Raw genomic sequence first — 20556 nt, 5'->3', positions numbered from 1 at the left:
GGCGGTCCGGCGGTCCGGGCGGTCCGGCGGTCGCAACACCCCGTGCGCACGGCGTCGAGCGGTCAGAGATCGTCGTTCGGCACCGGCCCCGACGACGGTTCGTGACCGCTCGGCCTCGAGTAGACGGCACGTCGTGACCGGGCGAAGTGCGGGCGCGGGCACAGTGCGGTCTTGCGCGCGGCGCGGCGCGGTCCGGGCGGCTTCGGCGCGCCTAGAGGAGCTTCGAGTAGCAGACCGACAGGGGCGCACCGACGTAGGGCCCGAAGTTCGCGATCCGGCGGAACCCCTCACGCTGGTAGAAGCCGACGGCACGCTTCTGCTCGGTGCCCGTCTCGAGCACGAGTGCCGGGGACCCGAGGTCGAGCGCGGCTTCCTCCAGCCGACGCAGCAGGGCGGCCGCGACACCGGAGCCGCGGGATTCCGGTCGGACGTACATCCGCTTGATCTCGGTGATGCTGTCCTCGACGACCCGGAGGCCCCCGCAGGCCAACGGCGTGCCCGACTCGTCACGCGCGACGAAGAACACCGCGATCGACTCGGCCGTCGGCTTCTCGCCCGGCTCGGTGTCACCGCCGTACGCCCGGTCGATCTCCAGGCGCTGGGCTGCGCGGAGCCGCTGCGCGTCGGGGGAGTCGAAGTGCTCGACCTCGATCGAGAAGGTGTTCGGGGAGACCTCGGGCGTCGTCACCCGCTCAAGGCTAGCGGCCGGAGCGGGCGATCCACCCCTCCACTTCCGAGGGGGTCCGGGGGATGCCGATCGACAGGTTCTCGGCGCCGTCCTCGGTCACCAGGATGTCGTCCTCGATGCGGACACCGATGCCGCGGAACTCCTCCGGCACGGTCAGGTCGTCCTGCTGGAAGTACAGCCCGGGCTCGATCGTGAAGACCATGCCGGCCTGCACGACGCCGTCGAGGTACATCTCGCGGCGGGCCTTGGCGCAGTCGTGCACGTCGAGACCGAGGTGGTGGCTCGTGCCGTGCACCATGTAGCGACGGTGGAACTGGTTGTCCGGCTCGAGCGACTCGGCGGCGGACACCGGCAGGAAGCCCCACTCGGCGGTCTTGCGTGCGATGACCTCCATCGCGGTGGCGTGCACCTGGCGGAACGTGATGCCCGGCTTGACGATGGCGAACGCGGCGTCGGCGGCTTCGAGCACGGCGTCGTAGACCATGCGCTGCACGGGCGAGAACATGCCGCTCACCGGGAGCGTGCGGGTGATGTCGGCCGTGTAGAACGAGTCGACCTCGACCCCGGCGTCGATGAGGATGAGGTCGCCCGGCTGCACGGCGCCGTCGTTGCGGGTCCAGTGCAGGATGCAGGCGTGGTGGCCCGAGGCCGCGATGGTGTCGTAGCCCACGGTGTTGCCGTCGGCGCGGGCGCGGCGGTTGAACGTGCCCTCGACGATGCGCTCCCCGCGCGGGTGCGCGAGGACGGCGTCGAAGTCGGCGATGACGTCGTCAAACCCGTGCTTCGTGGCGTCGACGGCCTTGCGGAGCTCACGGACCTCGTACGCGTCCTTCACCAGCCGCAGCTCGGACAGGTCGCGGGCGAGCAGGTCGTCGGTCGCCGGGGACCCCTCGGTCTCGTCGGCGCCACCGATCGCGCTGCCGATGCGCACGTCGAGCGAGCGGGTCAGGTCGTCGTCGGCTTCGCGCACCAGCAGCGCGGAAGAGTCGAGTGCGTCGGCGACGGCAGCGAACTCGCCGAGGTCGGCCGTGGCCAGCCCGAGGTCGGCGGCGACGGCGTCGAGCGATGGACGCGGACCGACCCAGAACTCACCGATCTCGGGGTTGGCGTAGAACTCCTCGGAGTCGCGGCCGGCGGTGGCGCGGAAGTACAGCGTGGCGTCGTGGCCGGAACCGTTCGGCGTCATCACGAGCACGGAGCCGACGACGGTGTCGGTGCCCCAGCCGGTCAGGTGCGCGAAGGTGGAGTGCGGGCGGAACGGGTAGTCGCAGTCGTTCGAGCGGACCTTGGCCTGCCCGGCCGGCACCACGATCGTGCGACCAGGGTGCAGCTCGGAGATGCGGGCGCGACGCTCGGCGGCGAACGCGGCCTGCTCGCGGGGCTCGGGCTGCTCTTCACCGCGGTCGGCCCACTGCGACCCGATGAAGTCCTTGAAGGTCGAGGACCCGGGGGTCGTGGATCGGTTGCTCGTCGCGCGGGGAGTCGTGTCGGCCATGCGTCCATCATCGCACCGCCCGGGACACCCGGCCTGTGCGGCCGCTCACCTGTGGATAGCATTGGCGACGTGCCAGACCCGTTCATCGACCTGCACGCGCACTCCAGTGTCTCCGACGGCACCGAGCGTCCCGCGGAGCTCGTCCGAGCGGCCGCGGCCGCCGGACTCGACGCCGTCGCGCTGACCGACCACGACACGACCGCGGGCTGGGCGGACGCCACGGCCGCGGCTCGTGAGCTGCCCCTGACCCTGCTGCCCGGGCTCGAGCTGAGCACCCGCATCGGGTACCGCAGCGTCCACGTGCTCGGCTACCTGGTCGATCCCGAGCACCCCGGCCTGGTCGAGGAGACCACCCGCATCCGCGACGGCCGGCTCTCCCGCGCCCACCGCATGGTCGACCGCATCGCCGAGGACCACCCGATCACCTGGGCGGACGTGCTGGCCCAGTCCAGCCCCGGTGCCACGATCGGCCGTCCGCACATCGCCGACGCCCTGGTCGCCCGCGGGCTCGAGTCCGACCGGTCCGCGGCGTTCCGCGGCATCCTGCACCCGGCGTCCGGCTACTACGAACCGCACGAGGCGCCCTCGCCCCTGCGCGGCGTCGAACTCATCCGGCAGGCGGGCGGCGTGCCCGTCATCGCACACCCGGCGGCGTCCTCGCGCGGGATCGTCATCGACGAGCCGATGCTCCGCGACCTCGTCGACGCCGGGCTCGGCGGGCTCGAGGTCGACCACCGCGAGAACCTGGCGCACGGCAAGCGCACCCTGCTCGACTGGGCGACGCGCTACGGCCTGTTCGTCACCGGTTCGAGCGACTACCACGGCACCGGCAAGCCGAACCGGCTGGGGGAGCACCGCACCGCACGTGTCTCCTTCGACACCATCGTGTCCGAGGCCACCGGCAGCGCGCCGGTCGTCGGCCCCGGCTCCCGCCTGGCCTGACGGCAGGCCGATCGGCCGACCGGCCGACACACGAGTCTTCGGCCTGCGCGACAGGTCACGCGCCTGCATCCACGTGGACCGTCGCTGCGCGCGTGGGCCGGTCCGCGGGTGGGGACGACGAAGGGCCCGTCGCGTCAGCGACGGGCCCTTCGGTCTGGAGGCGCTACTCGCCGTCCGACGTGGCCTGCGGTGCCGAGGTGGTCGCCGAGGCATCGCCGGTGCCGGCACCGCGACGACGGCGACGACGGCGGCGCTTCGCGGCGCCGTCGGTGGTCGGACCACCCTCGGCGGCTGCGCCGTCCTCGGTGCCGGCCGCGGCGGTGGGGGCGACCGACTCGGTGGGTGCCGCCTGCGGGGCGGACTGCTCCGAGCCTCCTGACCGGGTGCGGCTGCGCGACCGCGAACGCGACGCGTCACGCGAACCCGTAGCACCCGCGGCCGGGCGGTCGCCGCTGCGCTTCTCGGCGGGGGCACCGGCAGAAGCCGCGTGCGACGACGAGCCGGGCAGGCGGCCCTTGGTGCCCTTGGGGATGTCGAGTTCCTCGAACAGGTGGGGCGACGACGAGTAGGTCTCGACGGGCTCGGGGATGCCGAACTCGAGGGCCTTGTCGATCAGCGTCCACTTGTGCAGGTCGTCCCAGTCGACGAACGTGACCGCGATGCCGGTCTTGCCAGCGCGGCCGGTGCGGCCCGCACGGTGCAGGTACGTGTCCGGGTCGTCCGGGATCGTGTGGTTGATCACGTGCGTGACGTCGTCGACGTCGATGCCACGGGCAGCGACGTCGGTGGCGATGAGCACGTCGCGCTTGCCGGCCTTGAACGCCGCCATCGCGCGCTCGCGCTGCTCCTGGTTGAGGTCGCCGTGCACCGCCGCGGCGTTGAACCCGCGGTCCTTCAGCTCCTCGACCAGCTTCGCCGCCGCACGCTTGGTGCGGGTGAAGATCACGGTCTTGCCGCGGCCCTCGGCCTGGAGGATGCGGGCGATGACCTCGTCCTTGTCGAGCGAGTGCGCCCGGTAGATGAGGTGCTTGATGTTGGCCTGCATGAGGCCCTCGTCCGGGTCGGTCGCCCGGATGTGCACCGGACGGCTCATGAACCGGCGGGCGAGGGCGACGATCGGCGCCGGCATCGTCGCCGAGAACAGCATCGTGTGCCGCACCTCGGGGACGGCCTGGAAGATGCGCTCGATGTCCGACAGGAACCCGAGGTCGAGCATGCGGTCGGCCTCGTCGAGCACGACCTCCTGCACGTGGGAGAGGTCGAGCAGACGCTGCCGCTGCAGGTCGATGAGTCGCCCGGGCGTGCCGACGACGATCTGGGCGCCGGCCTTGAGCTGCTCCACCTGGCCTTCGTAGGCCTTGCCGCCGTAGATCGAGACGATCGTGGTCGGGCGGTTCGAGGCCGCGAGTTCGAGGTCCTCGGTGACCTGGACCGCGAGTTCACGGGTCGGGACGACGACGAGCGCCTTCACGCCGTGCGCCGGGTCGGCGCCGAGTCGCTGGATCAGCGGCAGGCCGAAACCGAGCGTCTTGCCGGTACCCGTCTTGGCCTGGCCGATGATGTCCTGGCCGGTCAGGCCGAGCGGGATGGTCTGTTCCTGGATCGGGAAGGGCTCGATGATGCCCTTGCCGGCCAGTGCATCGACGATGTCCTGGTCGATGTTGAGGTCTGAGAAAGTCAAAGAATCACCTTAGTTCTGGTGGAAGTCCGGGCCAGTCTACCGATGGGGCCGTCCTCCGGGGCGCGCCGGGGTGCTTGGGGGAGTCGGGCGGTCCGGTCCGGGCGCCTGGCGGGGCGACCGGCAGGTCCCTCGGGGTGCGCCCTCTATGCTGGTCGAGTGGTGTCGTGGTGGAACCGGAAGCGCGCGGCGCAGCTCGCTGCCGCATGGCTCGCATCGCGGAACCCCCGCGGAGCCGCACAGGTCAAGCGTCTCGCGCTCGATGACGTCAGTCCCGAGCTCGACGTCTACCTGGGGCAGGCCGCGTACCTGCAGCTCTCCGTCTACGAGACGATGGGACGGGCCGGTGCCTCGGCTCCGACCCTGTCCGGCCGACTGGTCACCGGGGTCCTGGCGACCACGGCGCTCGAGCGGCACCGGACGATCGTGGCCGAGATCGAGCGCCTCGGCGAGGACCCGGCGGCGCTGATGGCCCCGCACCGCGAGGCGATCGACCTGTTCCTCGAGCGCACGAGCGGCGCCGACTGGTACGAGTCGATGCTGACCGGGTACGTCACCGCCGGCATCCTGAACGACCTGTTCGGCAACCTGCTCCGCTCGCTGCCCGTCGACGTGCGGCAGCGCCTGCGCTCGGTGTTCGACGCGCGTGAAGAAGCCGCGGTCGTCGTGGAGCTCACGGCACACATCGAGGACGACCCGCAGATCGGGTCGCGGCTCGCGATGTGGGGCCGACGGCTGGTCGGCGACACCCTGCTGGTGGCGCGATCGGCACTGGCGTCGCACGCCCGTGAGGACCAGGAGCGGCTCGAGCCGGTCTGGACCGAGCTCATCGCTGCGCACACCCGACGGATGGACGCCCTCGGTCTGACGGCCTGAGCGGTCAGACTGCTCGAGGGTCAGGCGCCGCGGGTCTTGAGCTGCTCGTAGTACGCCGCGTCGCGCTTGTCGCGCTGCGTCCCGAGCAGCCACTCGACCACCAGTGCGACCACGCCGGACCCCACCAGGGCCACGACCCAGATCCAGGTGCCGTCGTACCGCCACCCGGCCCAGGTCAGGGCTTCCCAGAGGACGGCCGCGGCGATGCCGCCGACCGCCGGGCCGACGAGCACGCCACGGCTCGACCGCCACGGCAGGACCACGTGCGCGACGGCACCGATCAGGACGCCGCCGAGGACGGCGAAGAGCAGTTCCACGTCGTCAGGCGACGAAGCCGATGCGCCGTGCCTCTTCCGCGCCGACCTCGACGTAGGCGAGCGATGCGACGGGCACGATGAAGCGACGGCCCTTGTCGTCCTGCAGCGACAGGTGGGTCGCCTGCGCGGTGAGGGCCTCGGACACGGCCTTCTCGACCTGGTCCGCGGTCTGGGCGGTCTCGAACGCGATCTCGCGCGGGCTGTTGATGATGCCGATCTTGATGTCCACGACCACAGCGTATCCGAGGGGTCCCGTGCGGTATCGGCCGTTCGCCGCGGGCGCACTCGGCCGGTCACACGACCAGAGCCCCGCGCGTCCGCAGCGGTGCTGTCGGCGGTCCTGGGTACCGTACGAGCGTGCCGCAGACCACGCTGATGCCCGCTCCCGAGGATGCCGGGTTCGCGCGCGCACTGGTGGATGACCCCTCGCAGGCGGCGGTGCTGGCGCTGCCGGACGGCCGTCACGCCGCGGTGATCGGTGCGCCGGGCAGCGGCAAGACGACCACGCTCGCACGGCTCGTCGCCGACCGGCTGAACCGCGCCGGTGCGATCACCCCGGACGGCCACGCGACCGTCCTCGCCCTGACCTCGTCCCGCACGGCCGCGACCGCGCTGCGTGACCGACTGGCCACGGCGGTCGACCGGGTCGTGCCGGGCGCCCTCGCTCGCACCGTGAACTCCCTGGCGTTCCAGATCGTCACCCACGCGGCGGCGACGCAGGACCAGGAACCGCCGACGCTCCTCACCGGCGGGGAGCAGGACCGCATCATCGCCGACCTGCTCGCCGGGCACGAACTCGACGGCACCGGACCCGCGTGGCCCGACCCGATCACCGCCGTCGTCCGTGAGCGAGCGGGGTTCCGCACGGCTCTGCGCGACGTGATGATGCGCGCGGTCGCCGCCGGTGTCGAACCGGACGACATGCGGGAACTCGGCGACGAGCTCGGACGCCCCGAGTGGCGGGCGGTGGGCGACTTCGTCGACGACTACCGGGCCTCCGTGACCGCGTTCCGGCCCACCGGACTCGACTCCGGCGAGCTCGTGGCCTACGCCACCGCAGCGGTGCTGCGGCAGGAGCTGCCCGCGAGCATCGCCGCCCTCCGCCTGCTCGTGGTCGACGACACGCAGGAACTGGTGGAGGGCGAGATCGCCCTGCTCGGGGCCCTCGCTCGTTCCGGCGTGCAGGTCGTGGCGTTCGGTGACCCGGACATCGCCGCGTCGGCGTTCCGCGGCGCCGAACCGGACGTGCTCGGTCGGCTCGCGGTGCGGCTCGGAGTGGACCGCGTCGACGAGCTCTTCCTCCGGACGGTGCACCGCCACCCCGCCCCGATCCGCGCGCTGGTCACCGGCGTCACCGGCCGGATCGGCACCGCAGCCGCCGGACGGCAACGCAGCGCGACCGCGGACGACGCGGACGCCCGCTCCGACGCGGTCGTGCACCTCGAAGCCGCGAGCCGGTCCGCCCTCGTGGTCGCCATCGCCCGCCGGCTGCGTGAACACCGGCTGCTCGACGGCGTGCCCTGGCACCGGATGGCGGTGGTCACCCGGAGCGGTGCGGCCATCCCCGAGCTCGTCCGTGCGCTCTCCGTGGCCGAGGTCCCGGCGACCGCCGGTGCCGCACCTGTCCGTCCGCGCGACGACTCGGCGGCGCGGGCCCTGCTCGACGCGGCCGCTGTGGCGCTCGGCGTCCTGCCGCTCGACGCGGCCCTGGCCACCGCCTTCGCGACCGGGCCCCTCGGTGGCCTCGACACCCTGGCGATGCGACGGCTCCGGCTCGCGCTGCGGCGAGAGGAACTGGCGGGCGACGGCAGCCGCACCGCCGACGAGCTGCTGGTCGACGCGCTGGGGGCACCGGAGCGCCTCGCGACGGTGGACGCGGGCTTCGCGCGTCGGGCGACCCGGCTGGCCCGGAGCCTGGTGCAGGCCCGCACCGACGCCGAGTCCGGCTCGAGCATCGAGGAGATCCTCTGGGGGCTCTGGGAACGCAGCGGCCTCGCGAAGTCCTGGGGTGCCCAGTCCGCAGCCGGCGGGGTCGGTGCCGGCGAGGCCGATCGACACCTGGACGCCGTCGTCGGCCTGTTCACCGCAGCCAAGCGCTTCGTCGAGCGCACCCCGGACGCCCCCGCGCGGGTCTTCGTCGACGACCTGCTCGGCGCCGACCTGCCGGAGGACTCGATCGGCCCGGACCGGACCGCCGGCCGGGTGCGGGTGCTGACGCCCTCGGCGACGATCGGACTCGAGTGCGACGTGGTCGTGGTGCTCGGCCTGCAGGACGGCGTCTGGCCGAACACCCGGGTCCGCGGCAGCCTGCTCGACCCCGACGGCCTGGTCCGCGCCGCCGCCGGCGTCGAACGTTCGCCGATCGACGACCGCGCCGCCGTCGTCGCCGACGAACTCCGCCTGTTCGCCCGGGCCGTGTCGCGTGCGACCACCCAGGTCGTCATCGGCACCGTCGCGAACGACGACGAATCCCCGTCGCCCTTCGTCCGACTCGTCCCCGTGCCGCCGGACCGCCAGCCGACGGTGCACCCGCTGTCCCTGCGCGGCCTCGCCGGGTCGCTGCGCCGTCGGGTCGTCGCCTCGGGTGACCACGAGGCCGCGTCCGCCCTCGCCCGCTTGGCCGAGGCCGAGGTGCCCGGCGCCGCCCCGGACGAGTGGTACGGACTCGCCGAGCCGACCACGGACGACCCCCTGGTCGACCTCGACGCCGAGCCTGCGCCCGAGGTCGAGGGCGGTGAGCCCGTCGCACCGGCCGTGTCGGTGTCGCCGTCGCGGATCGGCACCTTCGAGGAGTGCCCGGTGCACTGGTTCGCGCAGACCTTCGGCGGTGGCGCCCCGAGCCCCGCGATGGGCATCGGCACGATCGTGCACGAAGCGATGGAGCACGCCACCGAGATCGACGTCGAGTCGCTGTGGGACCGGGTGGAGGCACGGTGGGACGAGCTGACGTTCGAGTCGCCCTGGGTCGCCGACCGCGAACGCGCGCGCACCCGGCGGATGATCGAGGGACTGAGCGACTACCTCCGGACGTTCGCCAGCGCCGGTCGACGGCTGCTCGGCGCCGAGACCTCGTTCGCGCTCGTCACCGGGCCCGCGCGCATCCGGGGCAGCATCGACCGCATCGAGGTCGACCCCGAGGGACGCGTCAGCGTGGTCGACCTGAAGACCGGCCGTTCGATGCCCAGCGAGAAGAACGACATGCCCGAGCACCCGCAGCTCGGCGCCTACCAGCTCGCGGTCGAGGACGGCGCGGTCGAGGGCGTGCCGGCCGGATCGCCGATGGCCGATGCCCGGCTCGTGTTCGTCCAGAACCCCCGCGGCGGGAACGCCTTCTCCGAGCGCACGCAGCACGCGTTCGACGCCCAGGCACGTGAGGCGTACCGCGAACGACTGCACGGTGTGGCGCGGGGCATGGCCGGGAGGACCTTCGTGGCGAACGTGGACGACCACTGCGAGAAGGCCCGGACCGGCGTCGAGTGCCGGATCCACGTGGTGGCGGAGGTGACCTGGTGAGCGAGACGACCGACACGGCCGACACGGCGGACACGGCGGACACGGCGGACACGGCGGACACGGCGGACACGACCGACACGACCGACACGGCGGATACTGCCGACAGGGCTGGCGTGGCCGGCGCGGCTGATGTGGCTGGCGCGGCCGGTATGGCCGGCACGGCCGCCGCTGCTCCGCCCGTCGTCCGGCACGGCGCCGACGCCATCGCCGACGCCCTCGGCCGCCCGCGCCCCACGGCCCAGCAGCGTGCCGTCATCGAGTCGCCGCTCGTGCCGGCCCTCGTCGTCGCGGGTGCCGGCAGCGGGAAGACCGAGACGATGGCCTCGCGCGTCGTCTGGCTCCTGGCCAACGGCCACGTCCGCCCCGACGAGGTCCTCGGCCTGACCTTCACCCGCAAGGCCGCCGGTGAACTGTCGGTCCGCATCAACGACCGCATCCGCGCGCTCGAGGACGTCGGCCTGATCACCCCCGGCGACGCCTTCGAAGCGCCCACCGTCTCGACCTACAACGCCTTCGCCAACGCCGTCTTCCGCGAGAACGCGCTGCTCGTCGGCCGCGACGGCGAGTCCCAGGTGCTCACCGAGCCATCGGCCTGGCAGCTCGCCCGCCGGGTGGTGGTGGCCGCTCGCGACGACCGGCTCGCCGGGCTCGACCGCGACGTCGACACGCTGACCGCCGCCGTGGTGGCGCTCGCCGGAGCCTCCTCCGAGCACCTCGTCGAGCCCGAGGACCTCCGCCGGTTCGCAGTGGAGTTCTCCGAACTGCTCGAACTCCCCGGCAACCGCGGCAAGCCCTACAAGGCGATCACCGACGCGGTCGCCGCCATCGGTGCCCTCGAACCCCTGGCCGACCTCGTCGCGGAGTTCCGCCGACAGAAGGTCGACCGCGGGTTCGTGGAGTTCTCCGACCAGATCGCCCTGGCGCTCGCCGCTGCGGAGTCGGCTCCGCGGGTCGTGACGGACCTGCGGAGCCGGTACGGCGTGGTGCTCCTCGACGAGTACCAGGACACCTCGGTGGTGCAGACCCGGTTCCTCGCCCGGCTGTTCCGCGGGCACTCGGTGATGGCGGTCGGCGACCCGCACCAGTCCATCTACGGGTTCCGCGGTGCCAGTGCGGCGAACCTCGCCCGGTTCCCGCACGACTTCGGCGGCGACGAGCCCGGGGTCGCCGAACCGGTCACGTTCGCGCTGTCGACGAGCTGGCGCAACCCGGTCGACGTGCTCGCCGGGGCGAACGCGATCGTCGCGCCCCTCTCCGAGGCGTCCGAGGTGGACGTCGAGCGGCTCTCGCCGCGCCCCGGTGCGGATGCCGGCACCGTGCGCGTGGTGTTCCCCGAGACCCTGCCGGAAGAGGCCGACGAGGTCGCCGCCTGGTTCCAGGACCGCCGCCGCCGGGACCCGGCCGGCTCGATGGCGCTCCTGTTGCGGGCACGGAAGGACCTGGCGTCGTTCACGGCGGCGCTCGGTGCCCGCGGGGTGCCGTACCACGTGCTCGGCACCGGGGGCCTGCTCCAGCGCCCGGAGATCGTCGACCTGGTGGCCTGCCTGCGCGTGCTGCACGACCCGGCCGCCGGCAACGACCTGATCCGGCTGCTCGCTGGAGCCCGGTGGCGGGTGGGTGCGGCCGACATCGTCGCCCTGCACCAGCTCGCCCGTTGGCTGTTCCAGCGCGACCACACCCAGCAGCGCCTCGACGACGAGTTGACGGCTGCGTTCCGGGCCTCCGTGGCCGCCGGCGAGCACGGCTCCATCGTCGATGCGCTCGACTTCGTGGCGACCGCCCCCGACGAGCACGGCGCGCTCGAGGGCATCACCCCGGCCGGTCGCAGCCGGATGCGTGCCCTGGGCCGGCAGCTCGCGATGCTCCGGTCCCGTGCGGGAAGCGACCTGGTCGACTTCGTGACCCTGGTCGTGCAGGAGATGCGGCTCGACATCGAGGTCGCCGCGCACGAGCAGGGCAGCGGCGCCTACCTCGACGCCTTCATCGACGAGCTCGCCGGGTTCGTCTCGACCGACGACCGTGCCGACCTCGGCTCGTTCCTCGGGTGGATCGACGCCGCCGCTCGGCGCGACGACATGGGCCCGCGGTCCGAGGAACCGGAGGCCGGCACCGTCCAGATCCTGACCATCCACGGGTCCAAGGGCCTCGAGTGGGACGCCGTCGCGGTGCCCCGGATGGTCGAGGGCGGGTTGCCCGCGCGCCCGCAGGAGGGCTCGTCCGGGTGGCTCGGCTTCGGCCGACTGCCGTACGAGTTCCGCGGCGACGCCGCCGAACTGCCCCGGCTCGCGTGGCGCGGGCAGGAGACCCAGAAGGACGTCACCACGGCGATCGACGCCTTCAAGGAACAGGTGAAGGCCCGCAACGAGGACGAGGAACGTCGACTCACGTACGTCGCCCTGACCCGTGCCAAGCACGACCTGCTGGTGTCCGGCTCCTTCTGGGCCGGTGGTGTCCGGCCGACGGAGCCGAGCCGGTACCTCCGTGACCTGGTCGACGCGGGCGTCATCGACGGAGCGGCGATCCCGGAGACCACGGTGCACGACGAGAACCCGATGGGTGAGAGTGGCGCGACCCAGACCTGGCCGCACGTGCCGTTCGGGCAGCGTGCACCGCGCGTCCTGGCCGCCGCCGAGCGGGTGCGGAACGCGAACCCCGGTGCCTCCGGTCGGTTCGCGGCCGACATCGACCTGCTGCTCGCCGAACGGCATGCCACCCGGAACGCGAAGCACGCGGTCGCCGTCCCGCACCGCGTCCCGGCGTCGGGCTTCAAGGACTACCTGACAGAACCCGACTCCGTGGCGGAGCGGCTCCGTCGGCCGATGCCGGAGCGCCCGTACCGCGCCACCCGGCTGGGCACGCTCTTCCACCAGTGGGTGGAGCAGCGGGCGCGGAGCGGTGGTGCCCTCGAGACGCTCGACGTGTGGGACGGCGAACTCGACCTCGACGCCGACGACCTCGCGGACGCATCACCGGACGCCGTGGTCACCGACGACGACGCCCGCCGCCTGGCGGACTTCCAGGCCACGTTCGCCCGCTCCCGGTGGGCCGGGCTGACCCCCATCGAGGTCGAACGGGAGATCCACATCCCGTTCCTCGGGCACAGCGTGGTCTGCAAGCTCGACGCCGTCTACGAGATCGACGGGCGCGCCGAGGTGGTCGACTGGAAGACCGGCAAGGCACCGTCGGGCGCCGACGACCTCGCCCGTCGCATCCTGCAGCTCGCGCTGTACCGCGTCGCGTACGCCGAGTTCACCGGTCGGCCGCTCGACCAGGTCGACGCGGTGTTCTACTTCGTCGCCGACGACCTCGAGGTCCGTCCGACCGAGCTGCTGGACCGCGCCGGTCTCGAGCGCGCGTGGTCGGAGGCGATCGGCTGACGTCCTGCGGGCCCCTTCGCCCTGGATGGGCGCGCTCCGCCCTGGACGGGCGCGCTCCGCCCTGGAGGCCCGAAGCCGGTCCCAGGAAACGGCACCGGGCCTCCAGGCGGTCGCGAGCACGGCCCCTGCCGGGCCTTCGTGAGCAGCAATGGTCGGGTACGCCGCAGCAACCCGACCATTCCTGCTCACGAAGGGCAGGCCGACGGCGTCAGCCGTGGCGTCGCTCGGTGGAGGACAGCAACTGCTCCACCTCGCCGATCTCCATCGTCTCCGGTGAGACGGACTGCAGCGGCTCCGCACTCGGTGCGTGGACCGCGTCGACCAGGCGGTGCATCATCGCGACGGCGTCGTCGACGACCTCGGTGCTCTTCGCCTGCACGCCGTGCAGCAGCCAGTGCGCCGTCTCGAGCTCGTGGTGCACCCGCGCACGCTGTGCGAGCTGACGGTCACGCCCGCCGCCGTTCGCCTCGTAGGCGCTGAGGACGGTGTCGAAGGCGTCACGGCGGCCGGCGAGCACCCAGGCGAGGTCCTTGGCGGGGTCGCCGAGCCGGAGCTCACCCCAGTCGAGGATCCCGCTGACCGCATCGCCGTCGACGAGCAGCGCCCCGGTGCCGAGCGAACCGTGCACGACGGTCGGCGTGAACTGCCAGAGCTGCTGGTCGCGCGCCGCACCTTCCCAGCGTTCGACGAGCGCGGCGGGGACGAGTTTCGTCGCCACCGCGCGGTCCATCACCGAGACGGCGGAGCGGAGCACCTCGAACGGCGTCAGCGAGGGCAGTCCGGCGTCGGAGACGAAGCTCGTCGGCAGCTGGTGGATCGCGGCGACGGCACGGCCGACGCTGGTGGCGAGGTCCGGGCGCTCGACGAGCGACGCGAGGGTCGGGTGGGTCCCGGCCAGGCGGGTCGTGACGATGGCGCGCGTCGAACCGATCGGTGCCTGTCCGCGGTACTCGGCCACACCGAACGGCAGGCGTGTGCGGATCCCCGCGCTCAACGCACGGATGGCGACGAGGTCGGCCGACTGCCGGGCCTCGGCGCGCTGGTTCCGGGGACGGCGGATGACGATCTCGGTGCCGTCGGCGTCGCGGAGGAGCGCCGACTCGTAGTCGCCGGCCGCGGCCGAGCCGAGCGTGCGCGTGCCCGTGACGAGGAGACCTGGAACGGCCGTCGTCGCCAACGCGGCTAGAGTGAACTGGGATCCCGCCATGCCCCTCAGGGTAGGCGCGTGACGCGTGCACGGCTGCACGCCACGCTGTTCGGCGGCCTCCATACCCACCGCACGTCTCCTGCACGTCCGCACCCGATCCGAGGAGCTCTCCCGCCGTGACCGTCGAGTTCGCCGCCCGGCTCCCGCTCTCCCGCAACGAACTCGACCGCGACGCCGAGTTCCGCACGACCGACGAACTCGAGCGTGTCCTGCGCGAGGACGAGCGCACCCGGTACCTGCCGGTGCGCGGAGCCGAGATGCTCCGGAACCCCGACGGCACCCTGCGCTTCGTGACCGCGGCGGAGATCCCCGTCGACACCGTGACCCTGTACCTCGGTCGCGCCGTCTCCGACGCACCGGACGCCGCCGCGGGCACCCGGTTCGTCGCCGCCTTCATCGACGGCGGGACGGCGACCGCCATCGAACCGTCGGACGACGCGTGGCAGAGCCTCCGGATGTTCGGCACCGAGCTGTCGCCGCGTGACCAGGGCCTGGCGGTCGAGGCCGTGGCGATGGCCAACTGGCACGCCGTGCACGGGTTCTCCCCGCGTACCGGGTCGGCCACCGCCGTCGTGAGCGGTGGATGGGTCCGTCGTGACCCCGAGGGGCACGACCACTTCCCGCGTACCGACGCGGCGATCATCGTCGGGGTCGTCGACGCCGACGACCGGATCCTGCTCGGCTCGAACGCCGCGTGGGACGCGAACCGGTACTCGCTGCTCGCCGGGTTCGTCGAGCCGGGGGAGTCGCTCGAGGACGCCGTCCGCCGCGAGGTCTGGGAGGAGTCCGGGGTCCGTGTCGAGGAGCCCGAGTACCTCGGCTCGCAGCCGTGGCCGTTCCCCGCGTCGCTGATGGTGGGCTTCCGCGCACGTGCAGCCGGCGGCGACCCGACCACCGCCCGTCCCGACGGGGTGGAGATCCTCGACGTGCGGTGGTTCTCGCGCGACGAGATCCGCCAGCGTGCCGGGGACACCCTCTTGCTGCCGGGACGCACCTCGATCGCCCGCGCCATCATCGAGGAGTGGTACGGCGGGCCGCTGGACCTGCCGTGAGCGTCGCCGGTCCACGTGGCGCAGCCGCTGCGGGCGGTGCAGGGGCCGTCGAGCCCCGGCCGCCGTCGCCCGACGAACTGCTCGCCGCGCTCGACGCCGAACAGCGCACGGTCGCCCGCACCCTGCTCGGTCCGGTCGCCGTGCTGGCCGGTGCGGGGACGGGCAAGACCCGCGCCATCACGCACCGCATCGCCTACGGGGTCGCGACGGGCACCTACGCGCCCAACCACGTCCTCGCGCTGACCTTCACGACCCGAGCCGCCGGTGAGCTGCGCTCCCGACTGCGGGCGCTCGGTGCCGGGACCGTCCAGGCGCGCACCTTCCACGCCGCCGCGATGGCGCAGCTCAGCTACTTCTGGCCGGACACCGTCGGCGGGCACGCGCCGAAGATCGTCGAGTCCAAGGGGCGGATGATCGCGCACGCGGCCGACACCGTCGGCATGCAGGTCGACACCCCGGTGCTCCGCGACCTGGCCGCCGAGGTCGAGTGGCGCAAGGTGCAGATGCTCTCCCTCGACGAGTACGAGGCCGCCGCGGCTGACCGGGTGATGCCGCGAGACACCACACCGCGCCGCGTCATCGACCTGATGAAGGCGTACGAGCGGCTGAAGGACGACCGTCGGCAGCTCGACTTCGAGGACGTCCTGCTCGCGACCCTCGGCATGGTCGAGTCCGAGCCGCGGGTGGCGTCGTACGTACGGCAGCAGTACCGCTTCTTCGTCGTCGACGAGTACCAGGACGTCTCGCCGGTGCAGCACGACCTGCTGCGGGCCTGGCTCGGCGGCCGCGACGACCTGTGCGTCGTCGGCGACGCCAGCCAGACCATCTACTCGTTCGCCGGGGCGTCGAGCGACTACCTGCTGGGGTTCGGGTCGGAGTTCCCGCGTGGTTCGGTCCTGCGCCTCGAGCGGAACTACCGCTCCACCCGTGAGGTCGTGCACGCGGCGAACACCCTGATGCGCGGTCAGCCTGGTGCGCTCGACCTGATCGCCCAGAGCCAGGAGCCGGGCCCCGAACCGATCGTGCTGTCCTGCGTCCACGACGGTGACGAGGCACAGACGATCGCACGCCGCATCGCCGAGCTCGTCGGTGCCGGGGCGTCCTACGGGGAATGCGCCGTGCTCTTCCGCGTCGGCGCGCAGTCGGCCGCGCTCGAGTCCGCACTCGGCCGGAACGGCATCCCGTACCGCGTGCAGGGCGGGACCCGGTTCTTCAACCGCCCGGAGGTCAAGCTGGCCGTCCACCACATGCGCGGCGAGGCGATCCGGCAGACGGACGACGAGCTGACCCGACGGGTCCGGCTGGTGCTCCAGGTCAGCGGCTGGTCGGAGACGCCGCCGGAGGGCACGGGGGCCGTCCGCGAGCAGTGGGAGGCCCTGCAGGCGATCATGGGCCTCGCCGAGGACGCGCCGGCCGGCACGACCATGCAGCAGTTCACGCAGGACCTGGTGGACCGGGCGGCGACGCACCACGAACCCGAGGTCGACGCCGTGACCCTCGCGACCCTGCACTCGTCGAAGGGTCTGGAGTGGCCGCACGTGGTCATCGCCGGCGCTGCCGAGGGGCTCCTGCCGATCTCGCACGCGACCACTGACACCGAGGTGGACGAGGAACGGCGTCTGTTCTACGTCGGGCTCACCCGTGCCCGCCGGTCGGTGACGATCACGTGGTCGCAACAGGGCTCCAGGCGTGGGGGAGCCCGGGCTCCGAGTCGCTTCCTGGCAGCGCTCGGCACGCACACCGCGGATGGGGCAGCACCGTCGAACGGCTGACCGACAGGTCGTCGCGCTCGAAGACGAGTTGGTCGGGTGCTGCACGCTGGGTCCGGAGCGGCAGGCGTTCCACCAGCATGCGCGTCGTCGCGGCGGCCACCGCCGCCGAGCGCCACGGTGACAGCGGTGCGGGGTGCCGTCCCCACACCTGCGCCGCGATGGCCGGCCAGGCGGGGTCGTGGTCGACGCGCGCGTACTCCGCGCACTGGAGGCACGGCCCGGCTCCCGGGACGACGAACGGTCCGAGACGGATGCGTCCGTCGCCGACGACGACCGCCAGGTGCGGGACGCCCCGGCGGGTCCACGCGGCGCGGAGTGCCGGGTCGACGACGTGGTCGGCAACCACCACGGCGAGCCGGGGCTCCGGGTCGGGCAGGACGACCGGGCCCCCGGCCGGGGCGGAGGTGCGGCTGACCGTCACACCTTCTCCGGAGAGGAACGTCGCCACCGTGTCGGCGAGGATCCCGTCGCCGTGCACCTCGACCCGTTCGAGTGGCTCGGGCAGGACCTCGACCACCGCGGGCGACGCCGCTCCGAGCACCCCGGCGGCGCGCTCCGGCGAACACCCTGACGCGACGGCGAGGCCCGACAGCACGTCGTGCCCGGTCTCGCGCCGGAGCCCACTGAGGAACCGCTCCTCACCCGTCGTGGGGACCGCGACGACGGCACGCGGGGGATCGACCCCGAGCTGCACCGTGGCGGGGTCACGCCAGACGAACTCGAGCGTCGGATCGATGCGGATGCCCATGACCCCACGGTGCCGGAGTGTGCGGCAGGCGTGGGGTCACGGGGCGGATCTGTGGAGAACTCAGCGGAGCCGGGGGTCCGTGCCGGGCTGGCCGCCGGTGTCGTTCCCCGGCTCGTCGCCGTCGGACCCGTCGGACCGGGCTGGCCCGTCGGGGTCGGTGCCCGTGTCCTCGGCCACGCCGCCCGACTCGTCCTCGTGGGGACGCGCACCGGTCGAGTCGTTCAGCAGGTCTTCGAGCGCCTTGTCGAAGGCGTCGTCCTCGTCGGTCTGGGAGGGGTTCCGCAGTCGTGCGACGAGGCCGTCGGGTGCGTCGACGTCGTCCGAGGTCGGCACGAGGTCGAAGTGCGACCAGAGGGCGTCGCGCTGCTCCGCACCGAGCTCGTCGGTCACCCGCTGCCACATCGCCGCGGCCTCGCGCAGACGACGCGGGCGCAGCTCGAGACCGACGAGCGTGGCGAACGCCGACTCGGCCGGGCCGCCGGCGGCACGGCGACGGCGCACCATCTCGGCGATCGCCCCGGCCTTCGGGAGGCGCACCGTGGCTGCCGCGGTGACCGTGTCCACCCAGCCCTCGACCAGGGCGAGCATCGTCTCGAGGCGGGCGAGCGCGGCGTCCTGCTCGGGGGTGCGCGGCGGGATGAGCGCACCGGAGGCCAGCGCGTCGCGCAGCTGCTCCTGGTTCGTCGGGTCGATGTCGGCCGCGAGCTCCTCGACGCGGTCGAACGGGATGTGGATGCCCCGCGCGTAGTCCGTGATCGACGAGATGATGTGCAGCCGGAGCCAGCGTGCCGACCGGAACAGCCGGGCGTGTGCGAGCTCGCGGACCGCGAGGTAGATGCGCACCTCGTCCTCGGAGACGTCGAGGCCCTCGGCGAACTCGGCGACGTTCTGCGGCAGGAGCGCGGCGACCTGCTCGTCGAGGAGCGGCACACCGACGTCACCGCCGGACACGACCTCCTTCGACAGCTGGCCGACGACCTGGCCGAGCTGGATCGCGAACAGCGCGCCGCCGATCCCCCGCATCGCCTTCGAGACGTCGCCGAGCATGGCCTTGAGCTGCTCGGGCGCACGCTGGTCGATCGCCTCGGTCAGGGCGTCGGCGATGCTGAAGGCCACCGGCTCGGCGATCTGCGTCCACACCGGGGTGGTCGCCTTCGCCCACTGCTCCCGCGTGTAGAGGCTCGGCGTCGCGGTCAGTTCGGCGACCGTCGTGACTTCGTCGAGCCAGAGCGCGGCGACCTGGAACGCCTGGTCGGCGGCCTGCGAGGTCGCCGGGTCGACCGGGTGCCCGCCGTCACGGGCGATCGCGGTCGCGCGCTCCGCGGTGGCCGAGAAGTCGATGCCGTCACCACCGGACTGCGCGGCGCGCTGGAGCTGGCTCATGAGGTTCGCCACGGAGGCCGGGTCGTTCGGCAGACCGGCGGCACCGGCGAGCTGCGACGGGTCGATCTGCCCCTCGCCCGAGAGCAGCTTGCGCAGCATCTCCTGGAAGTCGTCGTCCGGCCCCGGCTGTGGTTCATCAGGCATGCCGACTACGCTAATCGCTGCTCACGGGGCCGCACCTGGGATGCCCCCGTGGGAACGCCCGAAGCGCTGCGCCCAGGGCGAACAGCCCCGTCGCGAGACGTGGGCGACCACCCTGCCGCCAGGCGCGGGTGCCCACCCTGGAAGGACCCCGCGTGACCCTCTTCGCCCCCGCGCCCCGTCGTCGCTCGCGTGCCCGCACGGTCGGGTGGGCGTTCCTGATCGGCGCGGTCGTGCTGGGCCTGCTGGCGAGTCTGCTGCCCAGCCCCTACCTCATCGAGGTCCCGGGGCCGGTCTACAACACCATCGGCACGCAGAAGCAGGGGACGGGCAAGGACGCGAAGGACGTCAAGCTCATCCAGGTGTCCGGCCACGAGACGTACCCGACGGCCGGCGCCCTCGACATGCTCACCGTCGGCATCCAGGGCGACGCCACGAACCGCCCGTCGTGGACCAGCGTGATCCGCGCGATCTTCACCAGGTCGCAGGCGGTCATCCCGGTCGAGGCGATCTACCCGAGCGGCACCACGACCGAGCAGGTGAACGAGCGGGACTCCGCCGACATGCAGGCGTCGCAGCAGTCGGCGGTCGCCGCCGCGCTCATCCAGCAGGGGAACGACCTGCCCACGGAACTCGAGGTCAGCGCCGTGCAGGAGGGCTCAGCGGCCGACGGCGCGATCGAGGAGGGCGACGTCATCACGGCGTTCGACGGCAAGTCGCTCACGACCAACGCCGACGCAGCGAGCCTGCGCGAAGCCGTCGCGCAGCACGGCACCTCGCGCCCCGCGACCGTCACCGTCGAACGGGACGGCGCGACGAAGGACGTCCGGGTGACGCCGCGCAGCGAGCAGGGCACGGCGCTGCTCGGGGTCGGCGTCACCGAGCGCTACGAGTTCCCCTTCAAGGTGTCGATCCGCCTGCAGGACGTCGGCGGACCGTCCGCCGGCATGATGTTCGCGCTCGGGATCATCGACGAGATCACGCCGGGCAAGCTCAACGGCGGCAAGCACGTCGCCGGCACGGGCACGATCACGGCGGACGGCGAGGTCGGCCCCATCGGCGGGATCCGGCAGAAGCTGTACGGGGCGAAGGACGCGGGAGCCACGGTCTTCCTCGCCCCCGCGGACAACTGCGACGAGGTCGTCGGGCACGTGCCGGACGGACTCGACGTCTACAGCGTCTCCACGCTCGACCAGGCCGTCACCGACCTGCAGACGATCGCCGACGGCAAGAGCACCGCGAAGCTCGCCCGCTGCGGTTCCTGACCCGGTCCTGAGCCCCCGTACAGGTTCACGTCCGGTCCGGTCCCATAGGATCAGTGTCACTGACGGCCCGCCGCGAGCCGGGCCCGCCGGTCCGACACGTCT

15 protein-coding genes are annotated in these 20556 nt (G+C 72.8%); 7 read left to right on the top strand and 8 right to left on the bottom strand.

Going from position 1 to position 20556, the window contains the following annotated elements:
* Positions 1 to 211: 211 nt before the first annotated feature.
* Entirely contained in the window at positions 212 to 688 is a 477-nt protein-coding gene (locus tag KK097_RS17975; protein ID WP_214529035.1) for a GNAT family N-acetyltransferase, read from the bottom strand.
* Between the two features lie 10 nt (positions 689 to 698).
* Positions 699 to 2183, bottom strand: coding sequence for an aminopeptidase P family protein (locus KK097_RS06150; protein WP_214544060.1), 1485 nt, complete (start codon positions 2181 to 2183; stop codon positions 699 to 701).
* Between the two features lie 69 nt (positions 2184 to 2252).
* Between KK097_RS06150 and KK097_RS06145 the strand changes: the two genes are divergently transcribed.
* Positions 2253 to 3125 (top strand): PHP domain-containing protein, encoded by an 873-nt coding sequence (locus KK097_RS06145; RefSeq protein WP_214529037.1) that lies wholly within the window; start codon positions 2253 to 2255, stop codon positions 3123 to 3125.
* A 163-nt stretch (positions 3126 to 3288) separates the two neighbouring features.
* On the opposite strand, the gene KK097_RS06140 is transcribed toward KK097_RS06145, so the two are convergent.
* Positions 3289 to 4806: a DEAD/DEAH box helicase gene (locus KK097_RS06140; RefSeq protein WP_214529038.1), complete on the bottom strand. Its 1518-nt coding sequence runs from the start codon at positions 4804 to 4806 to the stop codon at positions 3289 to 3291.
* 159 nt (positions 4807 to 4965) lie between these two features.
* Between KK097_RS06140 and KK097_RS06135 the strand changes: the two genes are divergently transcribed.
* A complete protein-coding gene (locus tag KK097_RS06135; RefSeq protein ID WP_307858367.1) occupies positions 4966 to 5679 on the top strand; it encodes a ferritin-like fold-containing protein in 714 nt (237 codons plus the stop codon).
* Between the two features lie 20 nt (positions 5680 to 5699).
* On the opposite strand, the gene KK097_RS06130 is transcribed toward KK097_RS06135, so the two are convergent.
* Positions 5700 to 5996 (bottom strand): hypothetical protein, encoded by a 297-nt coding sequence (locus KK097_RS06130; protein ID WP_214544059.1) that lies wholly within the window; start codon positions 5994 to 5996, stop codon positions 5700 to 5702.
* Positions 5997 to 6000: 4 nt separating this feature from the next.
* A complete protein-coding gene (locus tag KK097_RS06125) occupies positions 6001 to 6225 on the bottom strand; it encodes a DUF3107 domain-containing protein (RefSeq protein WP_214529041.1) in 225 nt (74 codons plus the stop codon).
* A 128-nt stretch (positions 6226 to 6353) separates the two neighbouring features.
* Between KK097_RS06125 and KK097_RS06120 the strand changes: the two genes are divergently transcribed.
* Both KK097_RS06120 and KK097_RS06115 read left to right on the top strand, forming a co-directional pair.
* A complete protein-coding gene (locus KK097_RS06120; protein ID WP_214544058.1) occupies positions 6354 to 9509 on the top strand; it encodes a UrvD/REP family ATP-dependent DNA helicase in 3156 nt (1051 codons plus the stop codon).
* Entirely contained in the window at positions 9506 to 12886 is a 3381-nt protein-coding gene (locus tag KK097_RS06115) for an ATP-dependent helicase (protein ID WP_307858366.1), read from the top strand. Before KK097_RS06120 ends, KK097_RS06115 begins: the two co-directional genes overlap by 4 nt.
* Positions 12887 to 13094: 208 nt before the next feature.
* Here KK097_RS06115 and KK097_RS06110 read toward each other — a convergent pair whose 3' ends face one another.
* The gene (locus tag KK097_RS06110; protein ID WP_214529043.1) at positions 13095 to 14093 is read right to left on the bottom strand and encodes a phosphotransferase; all 999 of its coding nucleotides are present in this window, start codon (positions 14091 to 14093) and stop codon (positions 13095 to 13097) included.
* Positions 14094 to 14209: 116 nt separating this feature from the next.
* Between KK097_RS06110 and nudC the strand changes: the two genes are divergently transcribed.
* Both nudC and KK097_RS06100 read left to right on the top strand, forming a co-directional pair.
* A complete protein-coding gene (nudC, locus tag KK097_RS06105) occupies positions 14210 to 15145 on the top strand; it encodes an NAD(+) diphosphatase (protein WP_214544057.1) in 936 nt (311 codons plus the stop codon).
* Positions 15142 to 16917 carry an ATP-dependent helicase gene (locus KK097_RS06100; RefSeq protein WP_214544056.1) on the top strand — a complete coding sequence of 592 codons (1776 nt, stop codon included), beginning with the start codon at positions 15142 to 15144 and terminating at the stop codon, positions 16915 to 16917. The genes nudC and KK097_RS06100 overlap by 4 nt, the downstream gene beginning before the upstream one ends.
* Here KK097_RS06100 and KK097_RS06095 read toward each other — a convergent pair.
* Both KK097_RS06095 and KK097_RS06090 read right to left on the bottom strand, forming a co-directional pair.
* Positions 16808 to 17665 (bottom strand): TOMM precursor leader peptide-binding protein, encoded by an 858-nt coding sequence (locus KK097_RS06095; RefSeq protein WP_214544055.1) that lies wholly within the window; start codon positions 17663 to 17665, stop codon positions 16808 to 16810. The two genes, KK097_RS06100 and KK097_RS06095, sit on opposite strands and share 110 nt — an antisense overlap.
* Before the next feature lie 60 nt (positions 17666 to 17725).
* Positions 17726 to 19192, bottom strand: coding sequence for a zinc-dependent metalloprotease (locus tag KK097_RS06090; protein ID WP_250896499.1), 1467 nt, complete (start codon positions 19190 to 19192; stop codon positions 17726 to 17728).
* Between the two features lie 152 nt (positions 19193 to 19344).
* Between KK097_RS06090 and KK097_RS06085 the strand changes: the two genes are divergently transcribed.
* Positions 19345 to 20454 (top strand): YlbL family protein, encoded by a 1110-nt coding sequence (locus KK097_RS06085; protein ID WP_214565383.1) that lies wholly within the window; start codon positions 19345 to 19347, stop codon positions 20452 to 20454.
* Positions 20455 to 20556: the final 102 nt, after the last annotated feature.

This window comes from Curtobacterium flaccumfaciens, from assembly GCF_018598405.1.
Lineage (GTDB): Bacteria > Actinomycetota > Actinomycetes > Actinomycetales > Microbacteriaceae > Curtobacterium > Curtobacterium aurantiacum.
The sequence above is the reverse complement of the archived record's forward strand: the minus strand, read 5'-3'. Positions and strand labels throughout refer to the sequence as shown.